The sequence below is a fragment of the Acidaminococcus sp. genome, assembly GCF_057597765.1.
Genome location: NZ_DBMBXK010000006.1, coordinates 37,881 through 56,457, shown reverse-complemented (window position 1 = coordinate 56,457; position 18,577 = coordinate 37,881). Strand labels below are relative to the sequence as shown.

Annotated in this window: 16 protein-coding genes and 3 tRNA genes; 16 read left to right on the top strand and 3 right to left on the bottom strand. The window is 55.1% G+C overall.

What is annotated here, in order from left to right; translation table 11 throughout:
• Positions 1-36: 36 nt before the first annotated feature.
• Positions 37-1,230 carry an aminotransferase-like domain-containing protein gene (locus ACZOF8_RS05395; protein ID WP_487426657.1) on the bottom strand — a complete coding sequence of 398 codons (1,194 nt, stop codon included), beginning with the start codon at positions 1,228-1,230 and terminating at the stop codon, positions 37-39.
• 320 nt (positions 1,231-1,550) lie between these two features.
• Between ACZOF8_RS05395 and polA the strand changes: the two genes are divergently transcribed.
• The 7 genes from polA to ACZOF8_RS05360 all read left to right on the top strand — a co-directional run bounded on the left by polA (position 1,551) and on the right by ACZOF8_RS05360 (position 6,735).
• Positions 1,551-4,169 carry a DNA polymerase I gene (gene polA / locus ACZOF8_RS05390; RefSeq protein ID WP_487426656.1) on the top strand — a complete coding sequence of 873 codons (2,619 nt, stop codon included), beginning with the start codon at positions 1,551-1,553 and terminating at the stop codon, positions 4,167-4,169.
• Between the two features lie 9 nt (positions 4,170-4,178).
• A complete protein-coding gene (gene mutM / locus ACZOF8_RS05385; RefSeq protein ID WP_317423557.1) occupies positions 4,179-5,000 on the top strand; it encodes a bifunctional DNA-formamidopyrimidine glycosylase/DNA-(apurinic or apyrimidinic site) lyase in 822 nt (273 codons plus the stop codon).
• 9 nt (positions 5,001-5,009) lie between these two features.
• Complete coding sequence (gene coaE, locus ACZOF8_RS05380) at positions 5,010-5,597, top strand: dephospho-CoA kinase (RefSeq protein WP_329777991.1); 588 nt, start codon at positions 5,010-5,012, stop codon at positions 5,595-5,597.
• Between the two features lie 143 nt (positions 5,598-5,740).
• Positions 5,741-6,340 (top strand): lytic transglycosylase domain-containing protein, encoded by a 600-nt coding sequence (locus tag ACZOF8_RS05375; protein ID WP_022486911.1) that lies wholly within the window; start codon positions 5,741-5,743, stop codon positions 6,338-6,340.
• A 54-nt stretch (positions 6,341-6,394) separates the two neighbouring features.
• Positions 6,395-6,481, top strand: a tRNA-Leu gene (locus tag ACZOF8_RS05370).
• 30 nt (positions 6,482-6,511) lie between these two features.
• Positions 6,512-6,597 (top strand) — tRNA-Leu (locus tag ACZOF8_RS05365).
• 51 nt (positions 6,598-6,648) lie between these two features.
• Positions 6,649-6,735 (top strand) — tRNA-Leu (locus ACZOF8_RS05360).
• A 161-nt stretch (positions 6,736-6,896) separates the two neighbouring features.
• On the opposite strand, the gene ACZOF8_RS05355 is transcribed toward ACZOF8_RS05360, so the two are convergent.
• On the bottom strand, positions 6,897-7,889 hold the full coding sequence (locus ACZOF8_RS05355; RefSeq protein ID WP_487426655.1) for a helix-turn-helix transcriptional regulator: 993 nt from the start codon (positions 7,887-7,889) through the stop codon (positions 6,897-6,899).
• A gap of 179 nt (positions 7,890-8,068) precedes the next feature.
• On the opposite strand from ACZOF8_RS05355, the gene ACZOF8_RS05350 reads away from it, so the two are divergent.
• The 9 genes from ACZOF8_RS05350 (at position 8,069) to ACZOF8_RS05310 (ending at position 18,236) form a co-directional block, all read left to right on the top strand.
• On the top strand, positions 8,069-9,469 hold the full coding sequence (locus tag ACZOF8_RS05350; RefSeq protein ID WP_302575542.1) for a GntP family permease: 1,401 nt from the start codon (positions 8,069-8,071) through the stop codon (positions 9,467-9,469).
• 378 nt (positions 9,470-9,847) lie between these two features.
• Positions 9,848-10,585 carry a Fe-S cluster assembly ATPase SufC gene (sufC, locus tag ACZOF8_RS05345; protein WP_329777995.1) on the top strand — a complete coding sequence of 246 codons (738 nt, stop codon included), beginning with the start codon at positions 9,848-9,850 and terminating at the stop codon, positions 10,583-10,585.
• A 121-nt stretch (positions 10,586-10,706) separates the two neighbouring features.
• On the top strand, positions 10,707-12,068 hold the full coding sequence (sufB, locus tag ACZOF8_RS05340) for a Fe-S cluster assembly protein SufB (RefSeq protein ID WP_195839602.1): 1,362 nt from the start codon (positions 10,707-10,709) through the stop codon (positions 12,066-12,068).
• A 16-nt stretch (positions 12,069-12,084) separates the two neighbouring features.
• The gene (locus ACZOF8_RS05335; RefSeq protein ID WP_487426654.1) at positions 12,085-13,209 is read left to right on the top strand and encodes a SufD family Fe-S cluster assembly protein; all 1,125 of its coding nucleotides are present in this window, start codon (positions 12,085-12,087) and stop codon (positions 13,207-13,209) included.
• Positions 13,172-14,392 carry an aminotransferase class V-fold PLP-dependent enzyme gene (locus ACZOF8_RS05330; RefSeq protein ID WP_022488095.1) on the top strand — a complete coding sequence of 407 codons (1,221 nt, stop codon included), beginning with the start codon at positions 13,172-13,174 and terminating at the stop codon, positions 14,390-14,392. The genes ACZOF8_RS05335 and ACZOF8_RS05330 overlap by 38 nt, the downstream gene beginning before the upstream one ends.
• Positions 14,393-14,411: 19 nt before the next feature.
• A complete protein-coding gene (sufU, locus tag ACZOF8_RS05325) occupies positions 14,412-14,852 on the top strand; it encodes a Fe-S cluster assembly sulfur transfer protein SufU (protein WP_022488096.1) in 441 nt (146 codons plus the stop codon).
• 302 nt (positions 14,853-15,154) lie between these two features.
• Complete coding sequence (locus ACZOF8_RS05320; protein WP_022488097.1) at positions 15,155-17,227, top strand: polyribonucleotide nucleotidyltransferase; 2,073 nt, start codon at positions 15,155-15,157, stop codon at positions 17,225-17,227.
• 81 nt (positions 17,228-17,308) lie between these two features.
• Complete coding sequence (locus ACZOF8_RS05315; protein ID WP_022488098.1) at positions 17,309-17,791, top strand: PTS sugar transporter subunit IIA; 483 nt, start codon at positions 17,309-17,311, stop codon at positions 17,789-17,791.
• A 13-nt stretch (positions 17,792-17,804) separates the two neighbouring features.
• Complete coding sequence (locus ACZOF8_RS05310) at positions 17,805-18,236, top strand: zinc-ribbon domain-containing protein (protein WP_487426653.1); 432 nt, start codon at positions 17,805-17,807, stop codon at positions 18,234-18,236.
• A 59-nt stretch (positions 18,237-18,295) separates the two neighbouring features.
• Here the strand turns inward: ACZOF8_RS05310 and rpmB are convergent, their stop codons facing one another.
• On the bottom strand, positions 18,296-18,487 hold the full coding sequence (rpmB, locus tag ACZOF8_RS05305) for a 50S ribosomal protein L28 (RefSeq protein ID WP_012937850.1): 192 nt from the start codon (positions 18,485-18,487) through the stop codon (positions 18,296-18,298).
• Positions 18,488-18,577 lie beyond the last annotated feature (90 nt).

Here is an 18,577-nt window from a genome sequence, read left to right as displayed (position 1 = left end):
AAAATGGGGCTGTTGCTTATGCAACAGCCCCATTTTTTACTTCCCTTCTTTGATCTCCTTCAATGCTTCAGCCATCCGTTTTACCCCTTCCACAATCCGGTCATCAGGCATGTTGGAGTAGTTGATCCGCATGTGCCGGTCGTTCTTGTTGTTGGGGTAGAAGAATTCGCCCAGTACACCGGCCACGTTCTTTTCGATGCACTTGTCGAACACCTTCCGGGCACTGACCCCTTCCGGGAAGGTCAGCCACAGGAACAGGCCCCCTTCCGGATGGGTCCAGGTGGTGCCGTCGGTGAAGGTTTCTTCCATGGTCTTCAGCAGCAGGTCACGGCGGTGCTTGTACAGCTTGTTGATTTCCGCCACATGGTCATCCAGGCTGTATTCATCCATGTACCGGTCGATGATGGCCTGGTCGAAGGCTGAGGTGTGCAGGTCGGCACTCTGTTTTACCTTGACGAATTCCTTCATCAGGGTGGTGGGAGCGGCCAGCCAGCCAATCCGCAGCCCCGGGCAGAAGGTCTTGGAGAAGGTCCCCATGGCCATCACCAGGTCTTTGGTGTCCATGCTCTGGAGGGAGGGGAGGGTTTCTCCTTCATACCGCAGTTCCCCGTAGGGATTGTCTTCCAGCACCGGGATATTGTATTTGTTGACGATTTCCATGAATTTCTGCCGCCGTTCCAGGCTCCAGCAGATGCCGGTGGGGTTCTGGAAATCCGGGATCACATAGATCAGTTTGGCCCGGGGCGTTTCCGCCAGGATCTTGTCCAGTTCTTCCGGGATCATGCCCTTTTCGTCAGTGGGGACTTCCTTGAACACCGGCTGGTAGGCCTTGAAGGCATTGATGGCAGCTAGGTAGGTGGGGCTTTCCATCAGCACCACATCCCCTTCGTCAAAGAAAATCTTCCCGGCCATGTCCAGGTTCTGCTGGGAGCCGGTGGTGATCAGGATGTTTTCCGCTTTCAGATGGGATTTGTATTTCCGGTTCATCCGGTCGGCAATCTTGGCCCGGAGGGTGGGACGGCCTTCTGTGGTGGCGTACTGGAGTACCTTGCGGCCTTCAGCGGCGCAGACTTCCTGACACACCTTGCCGATTTCCTCCACCGGGAACAGTTCCGGTGCCGGCAGTCCCCCGGCAAAAGAAATCACTTCCGGACGCTGGGTCACTTTCAGGATTTCCCGGACCGCAGAAGCCTGCATCCCGGCCATCCGTTTGGCAAATTTGTATTCCATAATAAAAACCTCCCCTAAAATCAGCTGTCTTTTCAGGACAGTACCAATTTCATTGTATCCTAGAAAATGCTATCACTATTGATTTTTACCGTCAAGAAAATGCATTTAATATATTGTATACAAAAGTCTTAAAGAGTTATTTCTGTACAGTTCTATACAAAAACAGAAGAATAGAAAAAATACAGTAATATAGTATGGATTTATCAGCCGTCAACGGCCGCTGACCGTTGACGGGAACTGCTGCCCCCGCAACAGCTCCCCCTGTCCCTTTCAAATATGGTATAATGATACGATTAGAATAACACTGAGGATGGTGCGCAATGGACGAAAAATTCCTTCTTATCGACGGCAGCAGTCTGATCCACCGGGCTTTCTTTGCTCTGCCGCCGTTGACCAATAAAAAAGGGGTCAACACCGGGGCGGTGTACGGCCTGTGCAATATGATCCTGAAGCTGCTCCAGGAGATCAAACCCAGCTACATGCTGGTGGCTTTCGACAAATCCCGGAAAACCTTCCGAACGGAAAAATTCCCGGACTATAAGGGCCAGCGGAAGGCTACGCCCCCGGAACTGAAGGAACAGTTCCCTCTGTCCATCCGGCTGCTCCAGGCCATGGGGATCCCCACCCTGGAAGTGGACAACTACGAAGCGGATGATATTATCGGCACCCTGTCCAGCGGGGCTCCGGACAGTGTCCAGGTCCGGATCGTCACCGGGGATCGGGATGAATTCCAGCTGATTAAAAACAATGTCCAGGTGCTGTTCACTAAAAAAGGGATTTCCAATATTGCCGTCTATGACGAAAAGGCCTTCGGGGAAGAATACCAGGGACTGGAACCCCGGCAGATCATCGACCTGAAAGGGCTCATGGGGGATACCAGCGACAACATCCCCGGGGTACCGGGAGTGGGCCCCAAAACGGCCCTGAAGCTGATTACCCAGTACGGCACCGTGGAAAACACCCTGGACCATGCGGAAGAAGTGAAGGGAAAAGCCCTTCAGGAGAAGCTCCGGAACAACCGGGATCAGGCCCTTTTGTCCAAAGACCTGGCCACCATCTGTCTCCAGGTACCCATTGAAAAGGATCCGGCGGCCTATCCTCTCACAGGTCTGACGGAAGAAAGCCGGAAACTGATGCAGGAACTCCAGTTCAAGAACCTGTGGGACCGGTTCGTACCAGTACTGGGCTGCGCAGCAGGCACGGAAGGGGCCAGCGATGATCCTCTGTCCCTGTTCGGCCAGCCGGTGGCTGCAGATACCCTGGAAAGGATGGAAATCAGTGACGATGCCCAGGGAGACAGGCTGGTGGAAGAAATCCGGGCCAAAGGGGACCAGGTGGCCCTGGCCTATGTTCTCCAGGGCAATCTGCCCAGCCAGCGGCTGGAACAGCTGGACCTGGTCTTTGCCGGAAAGCATTATGTCTTCCACCCGGAACAGGCGGGGAAACAGGCGGTGCTGGCACTTCTTGAGAACCCGGATCTGCCCAAGGCGGTAGCAGATCCCAAGGAGCTGTACAAATATATGATGGGACAAGGGAAAGCCCTTCAGGGAGTCACCGACGATCCCTCCCTGGCCGGCTATCTTTATGAACCGGGAGCCAGCAGCTACGGGATCCAGGGTTTGGGAGAAGAATTCCTTCCGGCGGCCAGCGGAGAAGCCGCCCAGGATACAGCGGCCCTGGTGCCGGTGCTCCGGGACAGGCTCCAGGAACGGGGACTTACCCGGCTCTATGAAACCATCGAACTGCCCCTTACGGAAAACCTGGCGGAAATGGAATGGAACGGGATCACCATCGACCAGGCCATGCTGGACGAAGTCACCGAAGAAATGACCAAAAAGGTCCAGGCTCTGGAACAGCAGGCTTTTGACCAGGCAGGGGAACAGTTCAACCTGAATTCTCCCAAACAGCTGGGGGCCCTGCTCTTTGAAAAACTGGGGCTGCCCGTTATCAAAAAGACCAAGACCGGCTATTCTACCGATGTGTCGGTACTGGAAGCCCTCCAGGGGGAACATCCCATCATCGAGACTCTGATCAGATATCGGCAGCTGTCCAAACTCCTGTCTACTTATCTCCTGGGTCTCCATCCCCTGATCAACCCGGCCACCGGCCGGATCCACACCCATTTCAACCAGATGGCCACAGTGACCGGCCGGCTGTCCAGCACGGAACCCAACCTTCAGAACATCCCTACCCGGACAGAAGTGGGGAAACGGATGCGGGAAATGTTCGTGCCTGGAAAAGGGTACGATCTGCTCATGAGCTGCGATTATTCCCAGGTGGAACTCCGGGTGATGGCCAGCATTGCCCAGGATGAACTGCTGCTGGATTCCTTCCGTCACGGCCAGGATGTCCATGCCCGGACCGCTTCGGAAATCTTCGGGGTGCCTCTGGACCAGGTGACACCCTACATGCGGAGCAAGGCCAAGACTGTGAATTTCGGGATCATCTACGGGATCAGCGATTTCGGCCTGGCCCGGCAGCTGGGGGTGCCCCGGGGAGAGGCGGCCCAGTATATTGAAAGCTATTTTGCCCGGTACACCGGGGTGAAGGATTATATGGAACGGGAAAAACAGAAGGCTCGGGAAATGGGCTATGTGGAGACCCTGTTCGGACGCCGCCGGTACCTGCCGGACATCAACGCCAAGAATTTCAACCGCCGGAGCTTTGCGGAACGGACTGCCATCAACACTCCCATCCAGGGAACGGCGGCGGACATCATCAAGGTGGCCATGCTGAAAGTAGCGGAAAACCTGAAGAAAGCCCAGGTGAAAAGCCGGGTGCTGCTCCAGGTCCACGACGAACTGGTGTTGGAAGTCACGGAAGAAGAAAAGGACCAGGTGGCCCAAATCGTCAAGGACACCATGGAACACGCGGTGGAACTGGCGGTACCCCTGGTGGCGGATGTGGACACCGGGAAAAACTGGGCTCAGGCCAAGTAAGGAGGAATCATGCCGGAACTGCCGGAAGTGGAACAGGTACGGATCAGCCTGCTTCCTCATATAACAGGAAAAACCATCGAAAAGGTCCGGGTGGATCTGCCCAAAATGATCCTCCATCCGGATCCGGGAACTTTTGTCCAAAAGCTCCAGGGAGCCCGGTTCACCGGAGTGGAGCGCCGGGGAAAATACCTGCGGCTGGACCTGGAAAAAGGGGACTGGCTGCTGATCCATCTCCGGATGACCGGAGCTTTGCTGGCCCTGCCCAAAACCGCTCCGGAACCGCCCCATACCCGGATGGTTTTTTATCTGTCCGGAGACGAAAACCTGTACTTCAGTGACATCCGTACCTTCGGAGTGGCAGCCCTGGTGGGGGAAGATGAATGGAAGGACAAAGGGTACGAAAGCCTGGGACCGGAGCCTCTGGATCCGGTTCTGACTCCGGAGTATCTCCGGGAAAAGGCACGGGGAAAGACCGCCGTAGTGAAAGCCTTCATCCTGGACCAGACCATTATTGCCGGCCTGGGAAACATCTATGCCGATGAGGCCCTGTTTGCTGCCGGGATCCGCCCTACCCGCCGGGTGAACCGGATGACCCGGAAGGACTGGGAAGCTCTGGCTCTGGCCATCAAAGGGGTGATCCGCCAGGGGCTGGAACACCATGGCACCACCTTCCGGAACTACCAGGATGCGGACGGGCATATGGGGGACAACAGCCTGTATCTCCAGGTGTACCATCGGAAGGGCCTGCCCTGCAAACACTGCGGCACCCTGCTGAAGCAGATCAAAGTGGCCGGCCGGGGCAGTGTTTACTGTCCCCGGTGCCAGAAATAAGGAGGAACCATGAAGGTAATCGGACTCACCGGAGGCATTGCCTCCGGGAAGAGCACGGTCAGTGCCTATCTGAAAGAAAAGGGAATCCCGGTGTTCGACGCGGATGCGGCCGCTTGGGAAGTGGAAAAGGCCGGATCCCCCTGTCTCCGGCAACTGGTGGAGGTTTTCGGGCCGGCCATCCTGACGGAGAAGGGGGAACTGGACCGGAAGGAAATGGCCCGGCTGGCCTTCCATGACCCGGCGGTGCTCCGGCAGCTGAATGCCATTGTCCATCGGGCCGTGGAGGAAAAACGGGATGCTTTTCTGGCTGCCCACCGGCAGGACCCTGTGGTGATTTTGGATGCCCCTCTCCTCCTGGAATGCGGCTGGGAAAAGGTGACGGATACCGTATGGCTGGTGTATATTCCGGAAGAGGAGCAGATCCGCCGGGCCATGGCTCGGTCCGGCATGACCCGGGAAGAGGTAAAAGACCGGATCCGGAAGCAGCTGTCCCTGGAAGAAAAACGGAAACAGGCCCAGGTGGTGCTGGACAACCAGGGTACCCTGGAAGATTTGTACCGGCAGGTGGACCGGGAACTGGACCGGCTCTCTCTCTGAGTTTGCCGTAATGTTGCAAAGAACAGTTGAAACACCGCCGGCAGATTTGATATGATAGTAGGAAAAAAGAAATGGACGCCTTCCGGAAGAACAGGGACTTTTCTGGAAGAGCGCGGAAGATAGATTTATTGTGAGGGATTGTTTTGGAACGGAAGAGAAAGACAAAGCGGCCCGGGTGTCTGCCGGTGGTGCTGGTGTTCCTGCTGCTGATGGTGGCCGGGTATTTTGGCTGGAAGACGGATACTGCCCAGCGGAAGTTCGTCTACAACTGGCCTTATGCCCGGGAAATCCATCTGTACAGCGCCCAGTACCGGGTGGATCCCTTCCTGGCGGTGGCTGTGATCAAAAACGAAAGCAACTTCAAACCGGAGGCCCAGTCCAAAGCCGGAGCCATGGGACTTATGCAGATCACCCCGGAAACCGGGGCCTGGATCGCCAAATGCACGGATTTTCCCAATTTCCGGGATTCCATGCTGCTGAAGCCGGAGCTGAACATCAAATTCGGCTGCTGGTACCTGGCGGAACTGGAAAGCGAATTCCACGGCAATGAGGTGCTGATGCTGGCCGCCTACAACGCCGGCCGGGGCACGGTGAAGGAATGGATGAAGGATTATGGATGGGATTATGATTTCAACAATCCTGCCCAGATCCCCTTCAGTGATACCAGGGCCTATGTGCAGAAGGTTTTGAACGACAGGGACAACTACCAAAATTTATATAAAAAAACATTAAAAAACTATTGACGAAGATTCCTGATTGTGGTATTATTTCTTTGTTGCCGATTGAGAAATAAACAAGCGGGCATGGCGGAACTGGCAGACGCGCTAGCTTCAGGAGCTAGTGGGGGCAACCCCGTGGAGGTTCAATTCCTCTTGCCCGCACCAAACTTTTCACCTCAGCAATCACACAACTTTGCGGTTGTGGCGGAAAGGCAGACGCGTCAGCTTGAGGGGCTGGTGAGGGAAACCTCATGCGGGTTCAAGTCCCGCCAACCGCACCAACTTTCCAATACCGGGGGAAAAGCGAGAGGGCTCGACAACAAATTTCATATGCGGGCATGGCGGAACTGGCAGACGCGCTAGCTTCAGGAGCTAGTGGGGGCAACCCCGTGGAGGTTCAATTCCTCTTGCCCGCACCATTCAAAGAATGAGCACACTGTGGAAACAGTGTGCTTTTTTGTTGTTGCATACCGGGACGGGCGTGCCCCGGCCCGCTCTTTCTGTTCAAAGGCAAATGGAGCGTATTTGCCTTCCTTCGGCCGCTGACCATTGACAAAGAGGGGCGCCTGGCGCCCCTCCTCTACTTATACACTCCCAAAATTCGCTCCGCTTCCTGGGCCATCTTTTCCCTGACCCATTCTGGCCGAGTGATTTCCACCCCCGGGCCCAGGGCCATGATCCACCCCAGGAACTGGGCACTTACGTCCACTTTTACCGTGAGCCGTACCTGATCCGGTCCATCCGGGACCAGCATGATGTTCTGACCGAACCGGTCGATGAAGATCCCCACTTTCTCATTGTGGATCTTCAGCTCCACTTCCGTCTGTTCTCCGTTGAACATGCCGAAATGCACATCGGTGTATTTGGGGATATCCAGCTGGTCATAGGCTTCCTGTCCTTCCCGGGGCTGGCCTTCCAGCAGTTCCAGGTCCGTGATCTTGTCCACCCGGTAGTGGCGGATTTCCCCGGTTTCCGCATAGTAGGCGGCCAGGTAGTAGTTTTCTTCCGACAGAATCAGCAGCCAGGGGCTGACCTGGAACCAGTTCCCGTTGTTCCGGGGCACCAGCTGCTTTTTGGCATTCCACCGGTTGTAGTGGAACCGGACCTGGACATTGGCATTGATGGCCTGGTTGAGCCGGTCCACGGTCAGGTAAACAGTCTCGTTGGGGGTCTTGACCCGTCCGGCGATCACCACTTGGCACTGGAGACTTTTCCCCTGTTCCCGGCTGGCCAGCCCTTCCAGCTTGCCGATGAGCTTGTGGGACTTTTCGTCGGACAGGAACCGGGCCGCCTGGACGGAATCCACCAGCAGCTTCAGCTCGGGGATCTGGAACCGCCGGTTCCCCAGATGATAGGCGCAGTTCCGTCCGTCGTTGGAACAGATGATGTCCATCCCGAAATTCCGCAGTTCTTCAAAATCCGTATACAGGGTTTTCCGGTCTGCGTTGACGCCTTTTTCATGGAGCTTTTCCGTGATTTCCTGGAGGGTGAGACTGTGGTCGTCGTCAGTTTCCTTTTCGAAGATTTCCTCCAGATAGAGCATTTTCAGTTTCTGGTTGATCCCTTTGGTCATGGCACATCCTCCCTGGGCTTTTTCTTTTATCATACCCTTTCTGGGCAGAAAAGGGAACAGATAAAAGAAGAAAAGAGAGTGGCCATTAGAAAAAATACCGTTTACATTTTTAGCGAACAGCGTATACTATAAGGCGAGAGGCCGAAATATTCAAAATACTTTGAGGGGATGTGAGGAAATTGACAGGCTTACCGTTAATTTTTGCTTTTGTGATTGCCATCATCGTTATGATTGTAGCCATTTCCAAGTTCCGCATCCATCCTTTCCTGGCTATCCTGGGAGTTTCCGTGATCTTCGGCCTGATCGGCGGGATTCCTCTGGTGAAGCATGGGAAAGTGCTGGGGATTGCTGATGTGGTCAGTGCCGGGTTTGCCGGTACCTTTACCAGCATCGGCATCGTAATCATTATGGGGGCTCTGATCGGCACCCTGCTGGAAAAGACCGGGGCGGCCCTGAAAATGGCCGACTGCGTGGTCCGTCTGGTAGGGAAGAACAACACCAGCCTGGCGGTGCTGATCATGGGATGGATCGTGTCCATTCCCGTGTTCTGTGACAGCGGGTTCGTCATCCTGAACCCCATCCGGAAGGCGCTGGTCCGCCGGACCCACTGCTCTGCCGTAGCCACCGCCGTGGCCATGTCCATGGGGCTGTATATTTCCCACTGCTTCATTCCGCCCACACCGGGGCCCATTGCAGCCGCCAACACCATTTATGAAGGGATGGGCCTGGAACCCAACCTGATCCTGATTATCGGGCTGGGCACCGCGTCCTCCATCCTGCCCATGATCGCCGCGTACTTCTATGCCAACTACATCGGCACCAAAGTGAAATCCAAGGAAGAACGGGCGGAAAGTGCCGACCCGGCTGAGACCCAGCAAACCTACGAAGAACTGATCAAAAGCTACGGCAAGCTGCCCAGTGCGTTCATGAGCTTTGCTCCCATCATCGTTCCTATCATCCTCATGGGGCTGTCCAGTGCCATGGCCATGGCTGGCACCAAGACGGACATCATCACCTTCCTGGGGACTCCCATTATCGCCATCAGCGTAGGGGTGATCCTGGGGATCCTGGTGCTGATGCAGAGTGCCCTACCGGACAAGATGAAAGCCTTCTATGAAATCACCGACGATACCCTGAAAGTGGTAGGGCCCATCCTGTTCATCACCGCCGCCGGCGGGGTCCTGGGCAAGGTCATTGCCTCCACCAGCATGGTGGCCTTCATCAAAGCCAATTCCAGCACCCTGGCCAACCTGGGGATTTTCTTCCCCTTCCTGCTGTCCGCCATCCTGAAGACGGCTCAGGGATCCTCCACTGTGGCCATTACCACCACGGCCGGGATCATGGCGCCCTTGATGGGGACCCTGGGACTGGGGACTCCCATGCTGGCTGCCATTACGGTTATCGCCATCGGCGCCGGTGCCATGACCGTGTCCCATGCCAATGACTCCTATTTCTGGGTGGTCACCAACTTCGGGGACATGGAAGTCCAGGACGGCTACCGGGCCCAGACCATGGGAACCCTGGTAACCGGCATTGCCGCCATGATCAATGTGTATATTCTGTATCTGATTCTGGGGTAAGCAAAAGGATCCGTCCAGCCAGACGGATCCTATCCTGAGGCTTCCGACTTCAGACTCCTGACTTCCGACTAAAAGGCTGTTGCGCATGCGACAGTCTTTTTTTCTGTTTCACCCGTAACAAAAACCTTTTCAAAAATCACAAAAAAATTCCCCTGTTTGCACTATGATATATTGTGGAACTGGAGAAAATCATTTATAATAGGGAAAGGATTTCAGGTGAATATTTTTTGATTACAGTAGAACCGGAAATCCGATCCCTATTCTTATTTCCCCCGGACCCGTTCCCATGCGCAGGGCAGGGATCCGGAGCGGTAAGATACAGCAAGATACAAATTCAGTACACAGGCGTTGAAGGGCCTGTGGGTAGGAGAGGTTAGTATGAGTGAATTATTACGCGTGGAAGGATTGAAAGTTGCCGTTGAAGGTAAGGAAATCCTGAAAGGCCTGGATCTGGTCATCAACAAAGGCGAAACTCATGTGATCATGGGCTCCAACGGTGCCGGCAAATCCACCCTGTTCAACACCATTATGGGCAACCCCAAATACGTTGTGACCGAAGGCCACATTTATTTTGAAGGCAAGGAAATCACCCACGAACCGGTGAATGAAAGAGCCAAGGCCGGGATCTTCATGGCCTTCCAGGCTCCCATCTCCGTCCAGGGGATCACTGTGGAAAACTTCATCCGCAATGCCAAGGGTACCATTTCCGGGGAAAAACAGCGGATCATGCCCTTCCGGAAAAAACTCCATCAGGAAATGGACGCTCTGTCCATGGACCGGAGCTATGCGGACCGGTATGTGAATGACGGCTTTTCCGGCGGGGAACGGAAGAAAAATGAAATTCTCCAGATGTGCATGCTGGAACCGAAACTGACTCTGCTGGATGAAATCGACTCCGGTCTGGACGTGGATGCGGTACGAATCGTTTCCCAGGCTGTAAACAAGTATCATGACGAAAACAACTCCCTGTTGATCATCACCCACCACAGCGAAATCCTCCAGAAGCTCCATCCGGATGTGGTCCATGTGCTGATCAACGGCCGGATCGTCAAGACCGGTGATGCTTCCCTGATCGGGGAAATCGAAGCCAACGGCTACGACGCTTACAAGAAATAACGGGCGGGTGAGCAGAATGACGGAAGAGAAAAAAGATACGCTGGCCCGGGAAACCGCGGCTGACGAACAGAAACTACAGAAGGAACGGAAGACCATTGACGCCCTGACGGATTTCAGCAATATGTATGATTTCAAGAAGGACTCCAACCACGAATACAAGACGGAAGCCGGCCTGACTCCTGATGTGGTCCGGGAGATTTCTTCCAAGAAGAATGAACCCAAGTGGATGCTGGATGCCCGTTTGAAATCCCTGGATCTGTACTATCAGATCCCCTACCCGGAATGGGGTCCGGATATCAGCGGCCTGGATATGGCCAACATCGTCACTTACGTGCGCCCCAATGCCCGGATGAGCGCCAACTGGAACGATCTGCCGGAAGACATCAAGGACACCTTTGACCGTCTGGGAATCCCGGAAGCGGAAAAGACCTCTCTGGCCGGGGTGGGAGCCCAGTATGACTCCGAAGTGGTGTACCACAGCATCCAGGACGAACTGGTAAAGCAGGGTGTCATCTACACCGACTTCGATACGGCTGTGAAAAAATATGAAGACATTGTCCGGAAGCATTTTATGAAGCTGATCCCTCCCACGGACCACAAGTTCGCCGCCCTCCACGGGGCAGTATGGTCCGGCGGATCCTTTGTGTACGTGCCGGAAGGGGTGGACGTGTCCATTCCCCTCCAGAGCTATTTCCGGCTGAACGCACCGGGAGCCGGTCAGTTCGAACATACCATGATCATTGTGGAAAAGGGCGCCAAAGTCCATTTCATCGAAGGCTGCTCCGCCCCCAAGTACAACGTGGCCAACCTCCACGCCGGGGCGGTGGAACTGTTCATCGGGGATGACGCCACCCTGACCTATTCCACCATTGAAAACTGGTCCAAGAACATGTACAACATGAACACCAAACGGGCCATTGTAGGGAAAAACGGTACCATCAACTGGGTCACCGGGTCCTTCGGGTCCCACACCTCCTGCCTGTACCCCATGAGCATCCTCAACGGGGAAGGGGCCCACTGTGAATTCACCGGGGTCACCTTTGCCGGCAAGGGTCAGTACCTGGACACCGGGTCCAAGGTGGTCCACAATGCTCCCCACACCACCAGCAACATTAACTCCAAGTCCATTTCCAAGGACGGCGGGGTGTGCATCTACCGGGGCAGCGTGGTGATCAACGAATGTGCCGAAGGGTCCAAATCCAACGTAAGCTGCGAATCCCTGATGCTGGATGAACAGTCCCAGTCCGATACCATTCCGGCCATTGTGATCAAGAACGACAATGTGGACCTGGGCCATGAAGCCAAGATCGGCCGGATCTCTGACGAAGCCATCTTCTACCTGATGAGCCGGGGCCTCAGTGAGGACGAAGCCCGGGCCATGCTGGTACGGGGCTTTGTGGACCCTGTTTCCAAGGCCCTGCCTCTGGAATATGCTGTAGAAATGAACAATCTGATCAATCTGGAACTGAAAGGTTCCATGTAAAAGGGAGGCGGAGATTATGACCAAAGAACAATTCAATGAACTTCCGCGTCCCACCTTCCGGTGGATGAAAGTGAACCATCTGGAACTGGATCCCCTGGCGGCCCAGGACCTGAAACCGGTGGAACTGGCGGTGCGCCAGGAAGGGAACGTCCAGGTGGAAACCTATGAGGGGAACCGGCTGCCGGATCTGGGAGATTTCCAGGGAGCCAGCCGGGAAGCCCTGGCAGAAGCCCAAAAAGGCGGCAATGTGAACTGCAGCGTTACGGTGGCCGATGGGGAAGAAGCCTCTGTATGGGTCACCTACACAGTCACCGAGGATGTACCCCGCCTGGTGGGCCAGCTGAAGATCCAGGCCGGGAAGAACAGCCGTCTCCATGTGTATGAACTGTTTGACGGTGACGGAGAAAACGGGCTGGTGAACCTGCTCCAGTTTGTGGAAGCCGGAGACGGCGCCCAAGTTACCATCAGCAAGGTCCAGATCCATGGGGAGAAGGTCCGGCACATCGACCAGCGGCTGACCCGGGAAGGGAAAGAATCCCAGGTGAAGTTCGTCAGCGCCGAAGTGGGGGGCCATCAGAACCTGGTGTATGTCCGCACGGACCTGGATCATGACAAGGCCCAGTTTAAGAGCGCTTCCATGTATCTGGGCAGCGATGCTCAGCTGTTCGACTACTCCTACTGGGTGCCCAACAAGGGCTGCAAGACCGATACGGATATCCTGACCACCGGGGCCCTTATGGGCACCAGCAGGAAATACTTCCGGGGGACCATCGACTTCCTCCGGGGCGGCAAGAAGGCAGTGGGCAATGAATCCGACGTGTGCCTGCTGCTGAACAAAGGCGTCCACTCCATTTCCGTGCCTCTGCTGTTGTGCAAGGAAGACGATGTGGTGGGAAACCATGCTTCCAGTTCCGGCCAGATCGACCAGGACATGCTGTTCTATCTTATGAGCCGGGGCTTCAATGAAGCCGGGGCTCAGCTGATCATCGTGGAAAGCAACATCCGTCCTGTCATCGACCAGCTGGGAGATGAAACTCTGGAAAACAAGGCGCTCCAGGCTGTACGGACGAAGATGCAGTTCTGCCACCAGAAAGGAAATTGCCATGATAAATGTACGCAGAGATTTCCCCATCTTGACTAAAGTCCACAATGGACATCCTCTGGTGTACCTGGACAATGCAGCCACCACCCAGAAGCCCTATCAGGTGATCCACGCCATGGTGGATCTGCTGGAACATCACAACGGGAACCCTCACCGGGGGGCCCATGTGCTGTCCATCGAAGCCGGAGAACTGTATGATCAGGCCCGGGAAGCAGTCCGGAAGTTCATCAACGCCAAGCACTTCGAAGAAGTGATCTTTGTGCGGAACTCCACCGAAGGGCTGAACCTGATTGCCCGGAGCTACGGGGAAACCCATCTGAAACCGGGGGATAAAGTGGTGATCCCCATTTCCGAACACCATTCCAACCTGGTGCCCTGGCAGAGAGCCTGCCGGAAGACCGGAGCGGAACTGGTTTACATGTACCTGGATGAAACCGGGCACTTTACGGAAGAGGATCTGGCCAAGATCGATGAACGGACCAAGATTGTTTCCTTTGCTGCGGTGAGCAACGTGCTGGGCATGGTGCGGCCGGTGAAGGAAGTGGTGGAACGGGCCCACAAAGTGGGGGCCATTGCCATTGTGGACGGGGCTCAGTCCACTCCTCACATGAAGACCGATGTCCAGGATCTGGACTGCGACTTTTATGTATTCTCCGGCCACAAGATGCTGGGCTCCACCGGCACCGGTGTGGTGTACGGGAAAAAGGCTCTGCTGGAAGAAATGGAACCTTTCCTGCTGGGTGGGGACATGATCGAATACGTCCAGGAACAGACCACCAGCTTCAATGAACTGCCCTACAAGTTCGAAGCCGGGTCCCAGAACGTGGAAGGAGCCGTGGCCCTCCATGCGGCCATCGACTACCTGGATGACATCGGTATGGATAAGGTGGAAGAACACGAACGGGAGCTGACCGACCGGTGCCTGGCAGGGATGCTGAAAATGCCCCACATCCACATTATCGGCAGCACCGATCCCAAGGAAAAGACAGGGGTGATCTCCTTTACCATCGACGGGGTCCATCCCCACGATGCGGCTACCATCCTGGACAGCTTCGGCATTGCCATCCGCAGCGGCCACCACTGTGCCCAGCCTCTGGGAGCTCATCTTCATGTGGAAGCTTCCAACCGGGTCAGCTTCTATATCTACAATACCCTGGAAGAAGTGGATTACTTCCTGTCCAAACTGCCGGAAGTCCGGAAAGTCATGGGCTTCAAAGATTGATGGAAACAGGTGAATGATAATGGAAGACATGAACCAACTGTACTCTGACATTATTCTGGAGCACAACCAGGACCAGGCCAACAAACATGAGCTGGATCCCCACAATCTCCAGGAACACGGCCACAACCCCAGCTGCGGGGATGACATTACTCTCCAGGCGGATATCCAGGACGGGATCATCAAAGATGCCGCCTACACCGGCCACGGCTGCGCCATCAGCCAGGCCTCCACGGATATCATGATCGACCTGATCCGGGGGAAATCCGTCAAGGAAGCCCTCCGTCTGGTGGATCTGTTCCTGGCCATGATCAAGCGGGAAGAAACCGATGACGGGAAACTGGAAGAACTGGACGACGCCATCGCCCTGAAAAATATCTCCAACATGCCCGCCCGGGTAAAATGCGCCGTCCTGGCCTGGCATACCCTGAAGGATGCTTTGGAGAAGGAAGAGAATAAATAAGGTGCTGTTTCGCAGCACAATGGCCCTGTCAATGGTCAATTGCCAGAGAAAAGAACCCGCCTTGTTGGACGGGTTCTTTTTTATTTGGCAATCCATAGGATATTTGATGAGGAAACAAGTATTCTTTGAAAAGGTTGGTATACCATATTCAAAAATTTGCTTTGGCAAATTTTATCATTTAGCCATTGACTGTTGACAATTGACAAAAGAGGGCAAAGCCCTCTTTTTTATAGCTTTTTCCCCGCTGGTGTAGTATAATCTACCCATAATGTCAAGAGTGAAACATAAGGAGGATGCAGAGGATGCATAGTTTTAGCACGGATTTTGGAGGTCGGACCCTTACCATTGAAACGGGGAAGATTGCCAAACAGGCCAATGGCGCTGTTCTGGTCCGCTACGGCGAAACGGCTGTAGTGGTGGCTGTGACGGGTACCGATACCCCCAGGGAAGGGGTGGATTTCTTCCCGCTGACAGTGGATTTCGAAGAAAAGATGTACGCAGTGGGCAAGATCCCCGGCGGGTTCCTGCGGAGAGAAGGGCGGCCGGCAGAAACGGCCATCCTCACGTCCCGGCTCATCGACCGGCCCATTCGGCCTATGTTCCCGGACGGCTACCACAACGATGTACAGATCGTGTGCACGGCAGTTTCCGTGGATCCGGACAATGCCCCGGACATTCCGGCCATGATCGGTGCTTCCTGTGCCCTGTCCATTTCTGATATCCCCTTTGAAGGCCCCATCGCCGGGGTCCGGGTAGGCCTCATCGATGGCCAGTTCATTGTGGAACCCACTGTGGAACAGGCCAAGGTCAGCGAACTGAACCTGGCAGTGGCCGGTACCAAAGACGCCATCCTGATGGTGGAAGCCGGCGCCAAGGAAGTTTCTGAAGAAGTGATGCTGGATGCCATCTGGTTTGCGCACGGCGAAATCAAGAAACTGGTGGAATTCCAGGAAAAGATCCAGGCCGAAGTGGGCAAGCCCAAAATGGACTTCGAAGTCTACACTCCCCCCGCAGAACTGGCCCAGGAAATCGAAGCCTATGGGGAACCCAAGATCCACGATGCCCTGATGGATCCGGACAAGCTGCACCGGGACAAAATGGTCAGCGAAGCCAAGGAGGAAATCCTGGCCCACTTTACGGAACTGTATCCGGACAATGAAATCGATATTGCCCATGTGGTGGCCAAACTGGTGAAACGGGTGTTCCGGCACATCATCACCGTGGACAAGATCCGTCCGGACGGCCGTGCCCTGGATGAAGTCCGTCCCATCAGCTGTGAAGTGGGGCTCCTGGCCCGTCCTCACGGCTGCAGCCTGTTCACCCGGGGACAGACCCAGGTGCTCAACTGCCTGGCCCTGGCTCCGCTCCGGGAAGCCCAGAACCTGGAAACCCTGGCCGGGGACATCCAGAAACGGTACATCCACCATTACAACTTCCCGCCTTACAGTGTGGGCGAAACCAAACCTCTGCGCAGCCCGGGCCGTCGGGAAATCGGTCACGGGGCGCTGGCGGAACGGGCTCTCCTGCCGGTGATTCCTTCGGAAGAGGAATTCCCCTATACCATCCGGCTGGTTTCTGAAGTGCTGGAATCCAACGGTTCTTCCTCCATGGCCAGCACCTGTGCCAGCACCCTGTCCCTGATGGATGCCGGCGTGCCCATTAAAGCTCCGGTATCCGGGGTGGCCATGGGCCTGGTGAAGGAAGGAGAAAACTTCACCATCCTTACCGATATCCAGGGCCTGGAAGACGCCAACGGGGATATGGACTTCAAGGTAGCTGGTACCTCCAAGGGTATCACCGCCATCCAGATGGACATCAAGGTGGACGGCCTGACCAAAGACATCCTCCAGGCGGCCCTGGCCCAGGCCAAGAAAGGCCGTGCCTTCATCCTGGGCAAGATGCTGGAATGCATCTCCGAACCCCGGAAGCAGCTGAAGAAATACGCACCCAAGATCACCACCATTAAGGTGAACCCGGAGAAGATCAAAGACATCATCGGACCTGGGGGCAAGGTGATCAAGAAGATCGTGGAAGATACCGGTGCCCAGATCGACATCAACGATGACGGTACCGTGTACATTGCCGCCGCCGACAGCGCATCCGCCGATGCGGCCATCAAGACCATCCAGGACATCACGGCAGAACCGGAAGTGGGCAAGGTGTACACCGGCAAAGTCACCCGGATCATGAACTTCGGGGCCTTTGTGGAATTCATGCCCGGCCGGGAAGGGCTGGTGCACATTTCCCAGCTGGCCAAGGAACGGGTGGAAAAAGTGGAAGATGTAGTCAGCGTAGGCGACGAAATCGTCGTGAAGCTGGTGGAAATCGACTCCAAAGGACGGCTGAACCTGTCCCGGAAAGCCTGCTTGAAATAAGAAAAAAGGGTGCTGCTGTGCAGCACCCCTTTTTTCATGTTACAATAATATGGTACACACAGGAAACAAGGAGATCATACTATGGGATTGTTTTTCAGAAAGACGAAAGTGACCTTGCTGGCTCCTTTGACCGGGGAACTGGTGTCCCTGGATCAGGTGCCGGACAAGGCTTTTGCCCAGAAAATGCTGGGAGACGGGGTGGCGGTACGGCCGGAAGAAGGACGGCTGGCAGCCCCCTGTGACGGAACCATTTCCTATGTGCCGGATACGGCCCATGCCATTGCCCTCACGGAAGGCCACGGACTGGAAATCCTGCTCCATGTGGGACTCAATACGGTGGCCCAGAATGGGGCGGGCTTCAAGGCCCTGGTTAAAACCGGGGACAAGGTAAAGGCCGGCCAGCCTCTGATCGAATTCGACCGGGAGAAACTGGGAAGCTGCGGCTGCAATCTGACTACCCCCATGGTGATCACCAATGGGGATAAGGTGGGGAAGATGGAAAAGGCACAGTCAGGACCGGTGGCGGCCGGTAAGGACATTGTCCTGACCATTACCCTGAACTGAGGGGGAAGGAACCATGAAAGTAAACGGCAGCGGCGGAAGTTTTGTGGAACAGGTCTACAACCTGGCACCGGCAGTGGCCTGGGAACTGGGGCTTCAGGTATGCCGGGAAATGGAAGTGGAAATCGAAAAACAGGATGATGCCGGGATGCTGCTGAACGGCTCCCTGGTGTCGGAAGAAAAATCCTTCCTGTTCGGGAAACCCAAACGGAAGGAAATCGTTTTTGCCGTACAGCCTTTGGAACAGGGCTGCAATGTAATCGTGGACATCTACAAAAAACGCATGGAAGTGTACAGCCTGAAGCCCCAGAACCGGGAAACGGATAAATTTGTGGCCCTGTTCGAGGAAAAGGCCCAGGCTTACCTGGATCAGCGGATTTGTCCCCAGTGTCATGCAGCGCTGCCCAAAAACGTGGCCTTTTGCCCCTTCTGCGGGGCGAAGCTGTAGAGAGAAACAAAAAAGCTGGCTGCCGAAGCAGTCAGCTTTTTTATGTTGTAACCTATAGCTTAGATGGCGCGGGTTACCTTGCCGGAACGTAAGCAGCGAGTGCACACGTTGATGCTCTTCACTTCACCGTCTACCACCGCTTTAACCTTTTGAACGTTAGGTTTCCAAGAACGTTTTACATGTCTATTGGAATGGCTGACGTTGTTGCCGGACAGCTCACCTTTGTTGCAGATTTCACAGATGCATGCCATGGTCCCACCTCCTTCAAGTTATAAGGCAATGCTTTATTTTTAAAACTCAATGTAGCTATTTTAACACAAATTGGATTATAATTGCAAGTA

Coding starts and splice junctions, on each gene's coding strand:
- ACZOF8_RS05395 (WP_487426657.1), bottom strand. CDS start 1,230: ATGGAATACAAATTTGCCAAACGGATGGCCGGGATGCAGGCTTCTGCG.
- polA (WP_487426656.1), top strand. CDS start 1,551: ATGGACGAAAAATTCCTTCTTATCGACGGCAGCAGTCTGATCCACCGG.
- mutM (WP_317423557.1), top strand. CDS start 4,179: ATGCCGGAACTGCCGGAAGTGGAACAGGTACGGATCAGCCTGCTTCCT.
- coaE (WP_329777991.1), top strand. CDS start 5,010: ATGAAGGTAATCGGACTCACCGGAGGCATTGCCTCCGGGAAGAGCACG.
- ACZOF8_RS05355 (WP_487426655.1), bottom strand. CDS start 7,889: ATGACCAAAGGGATCAACCAGAAACTGAAAATGCTCTATCTGGAGGAA.
- sufC (WP_329777995.1), top strand. CDS start 9,848: ATGAGTGAATTATTACGCGTGGAAGGATTGAAAGTTGCCGTTGAAGGT.
- sufB (WP_195839602.1), top strand. CDS start 10,707: ATGTATGATTTCAAGAAGGACTCCAACCACGAATACAAGACGGAAGCC.
- ACZOF8_RS05335 (WP_487426654.1), top strand. CDS start 12,085: ATGACCAAAGAACAATTCAATGAACTTCCGCGTCCCACCTTCCGGTGG.
- ACZOF8_RS05330 (WP_022488095.1), top strand. CDS start 13,172: ATGATAAATGTACGCAGAGATTTCCCCATCTTGACTAAAGTCCACAAT.
- sufU (WP_022488096.1), top strand. CDS start 14,412: ATGGAAGACATGAACCAACTGTACTCTGACATTATTCTGGAGCACAAC.
- ACZOF8_RS05320 (WP_022488097.1), top strand. CDS start 15,155: ATGCATAGTTTTAGCACGGATTTTGGAGGTCGGACCCTTACCATTGAA.
- ACZOF8_RS05315 (WP_022488098.1), top strand. CDS start 17,309: ATGGGATTGTTTTTCAGAAAGACGAAAGTGACCTTGCTGGCTCCTTTG.
- ACZOF8_RS05310 (WP_487426653.1), top strand. CDS start 17,805: ATGAAAGTAAACGGCAGCGGCGGAAGTTTTGTGGAACAGGTCTACAAC.
- rpmB (WP_012937850.1), bottom strand. CDS start 18,487: ATGGCATGCATCTGTGAAATCTGCAACAAAGGTGAGCTGTCCGGCAAC.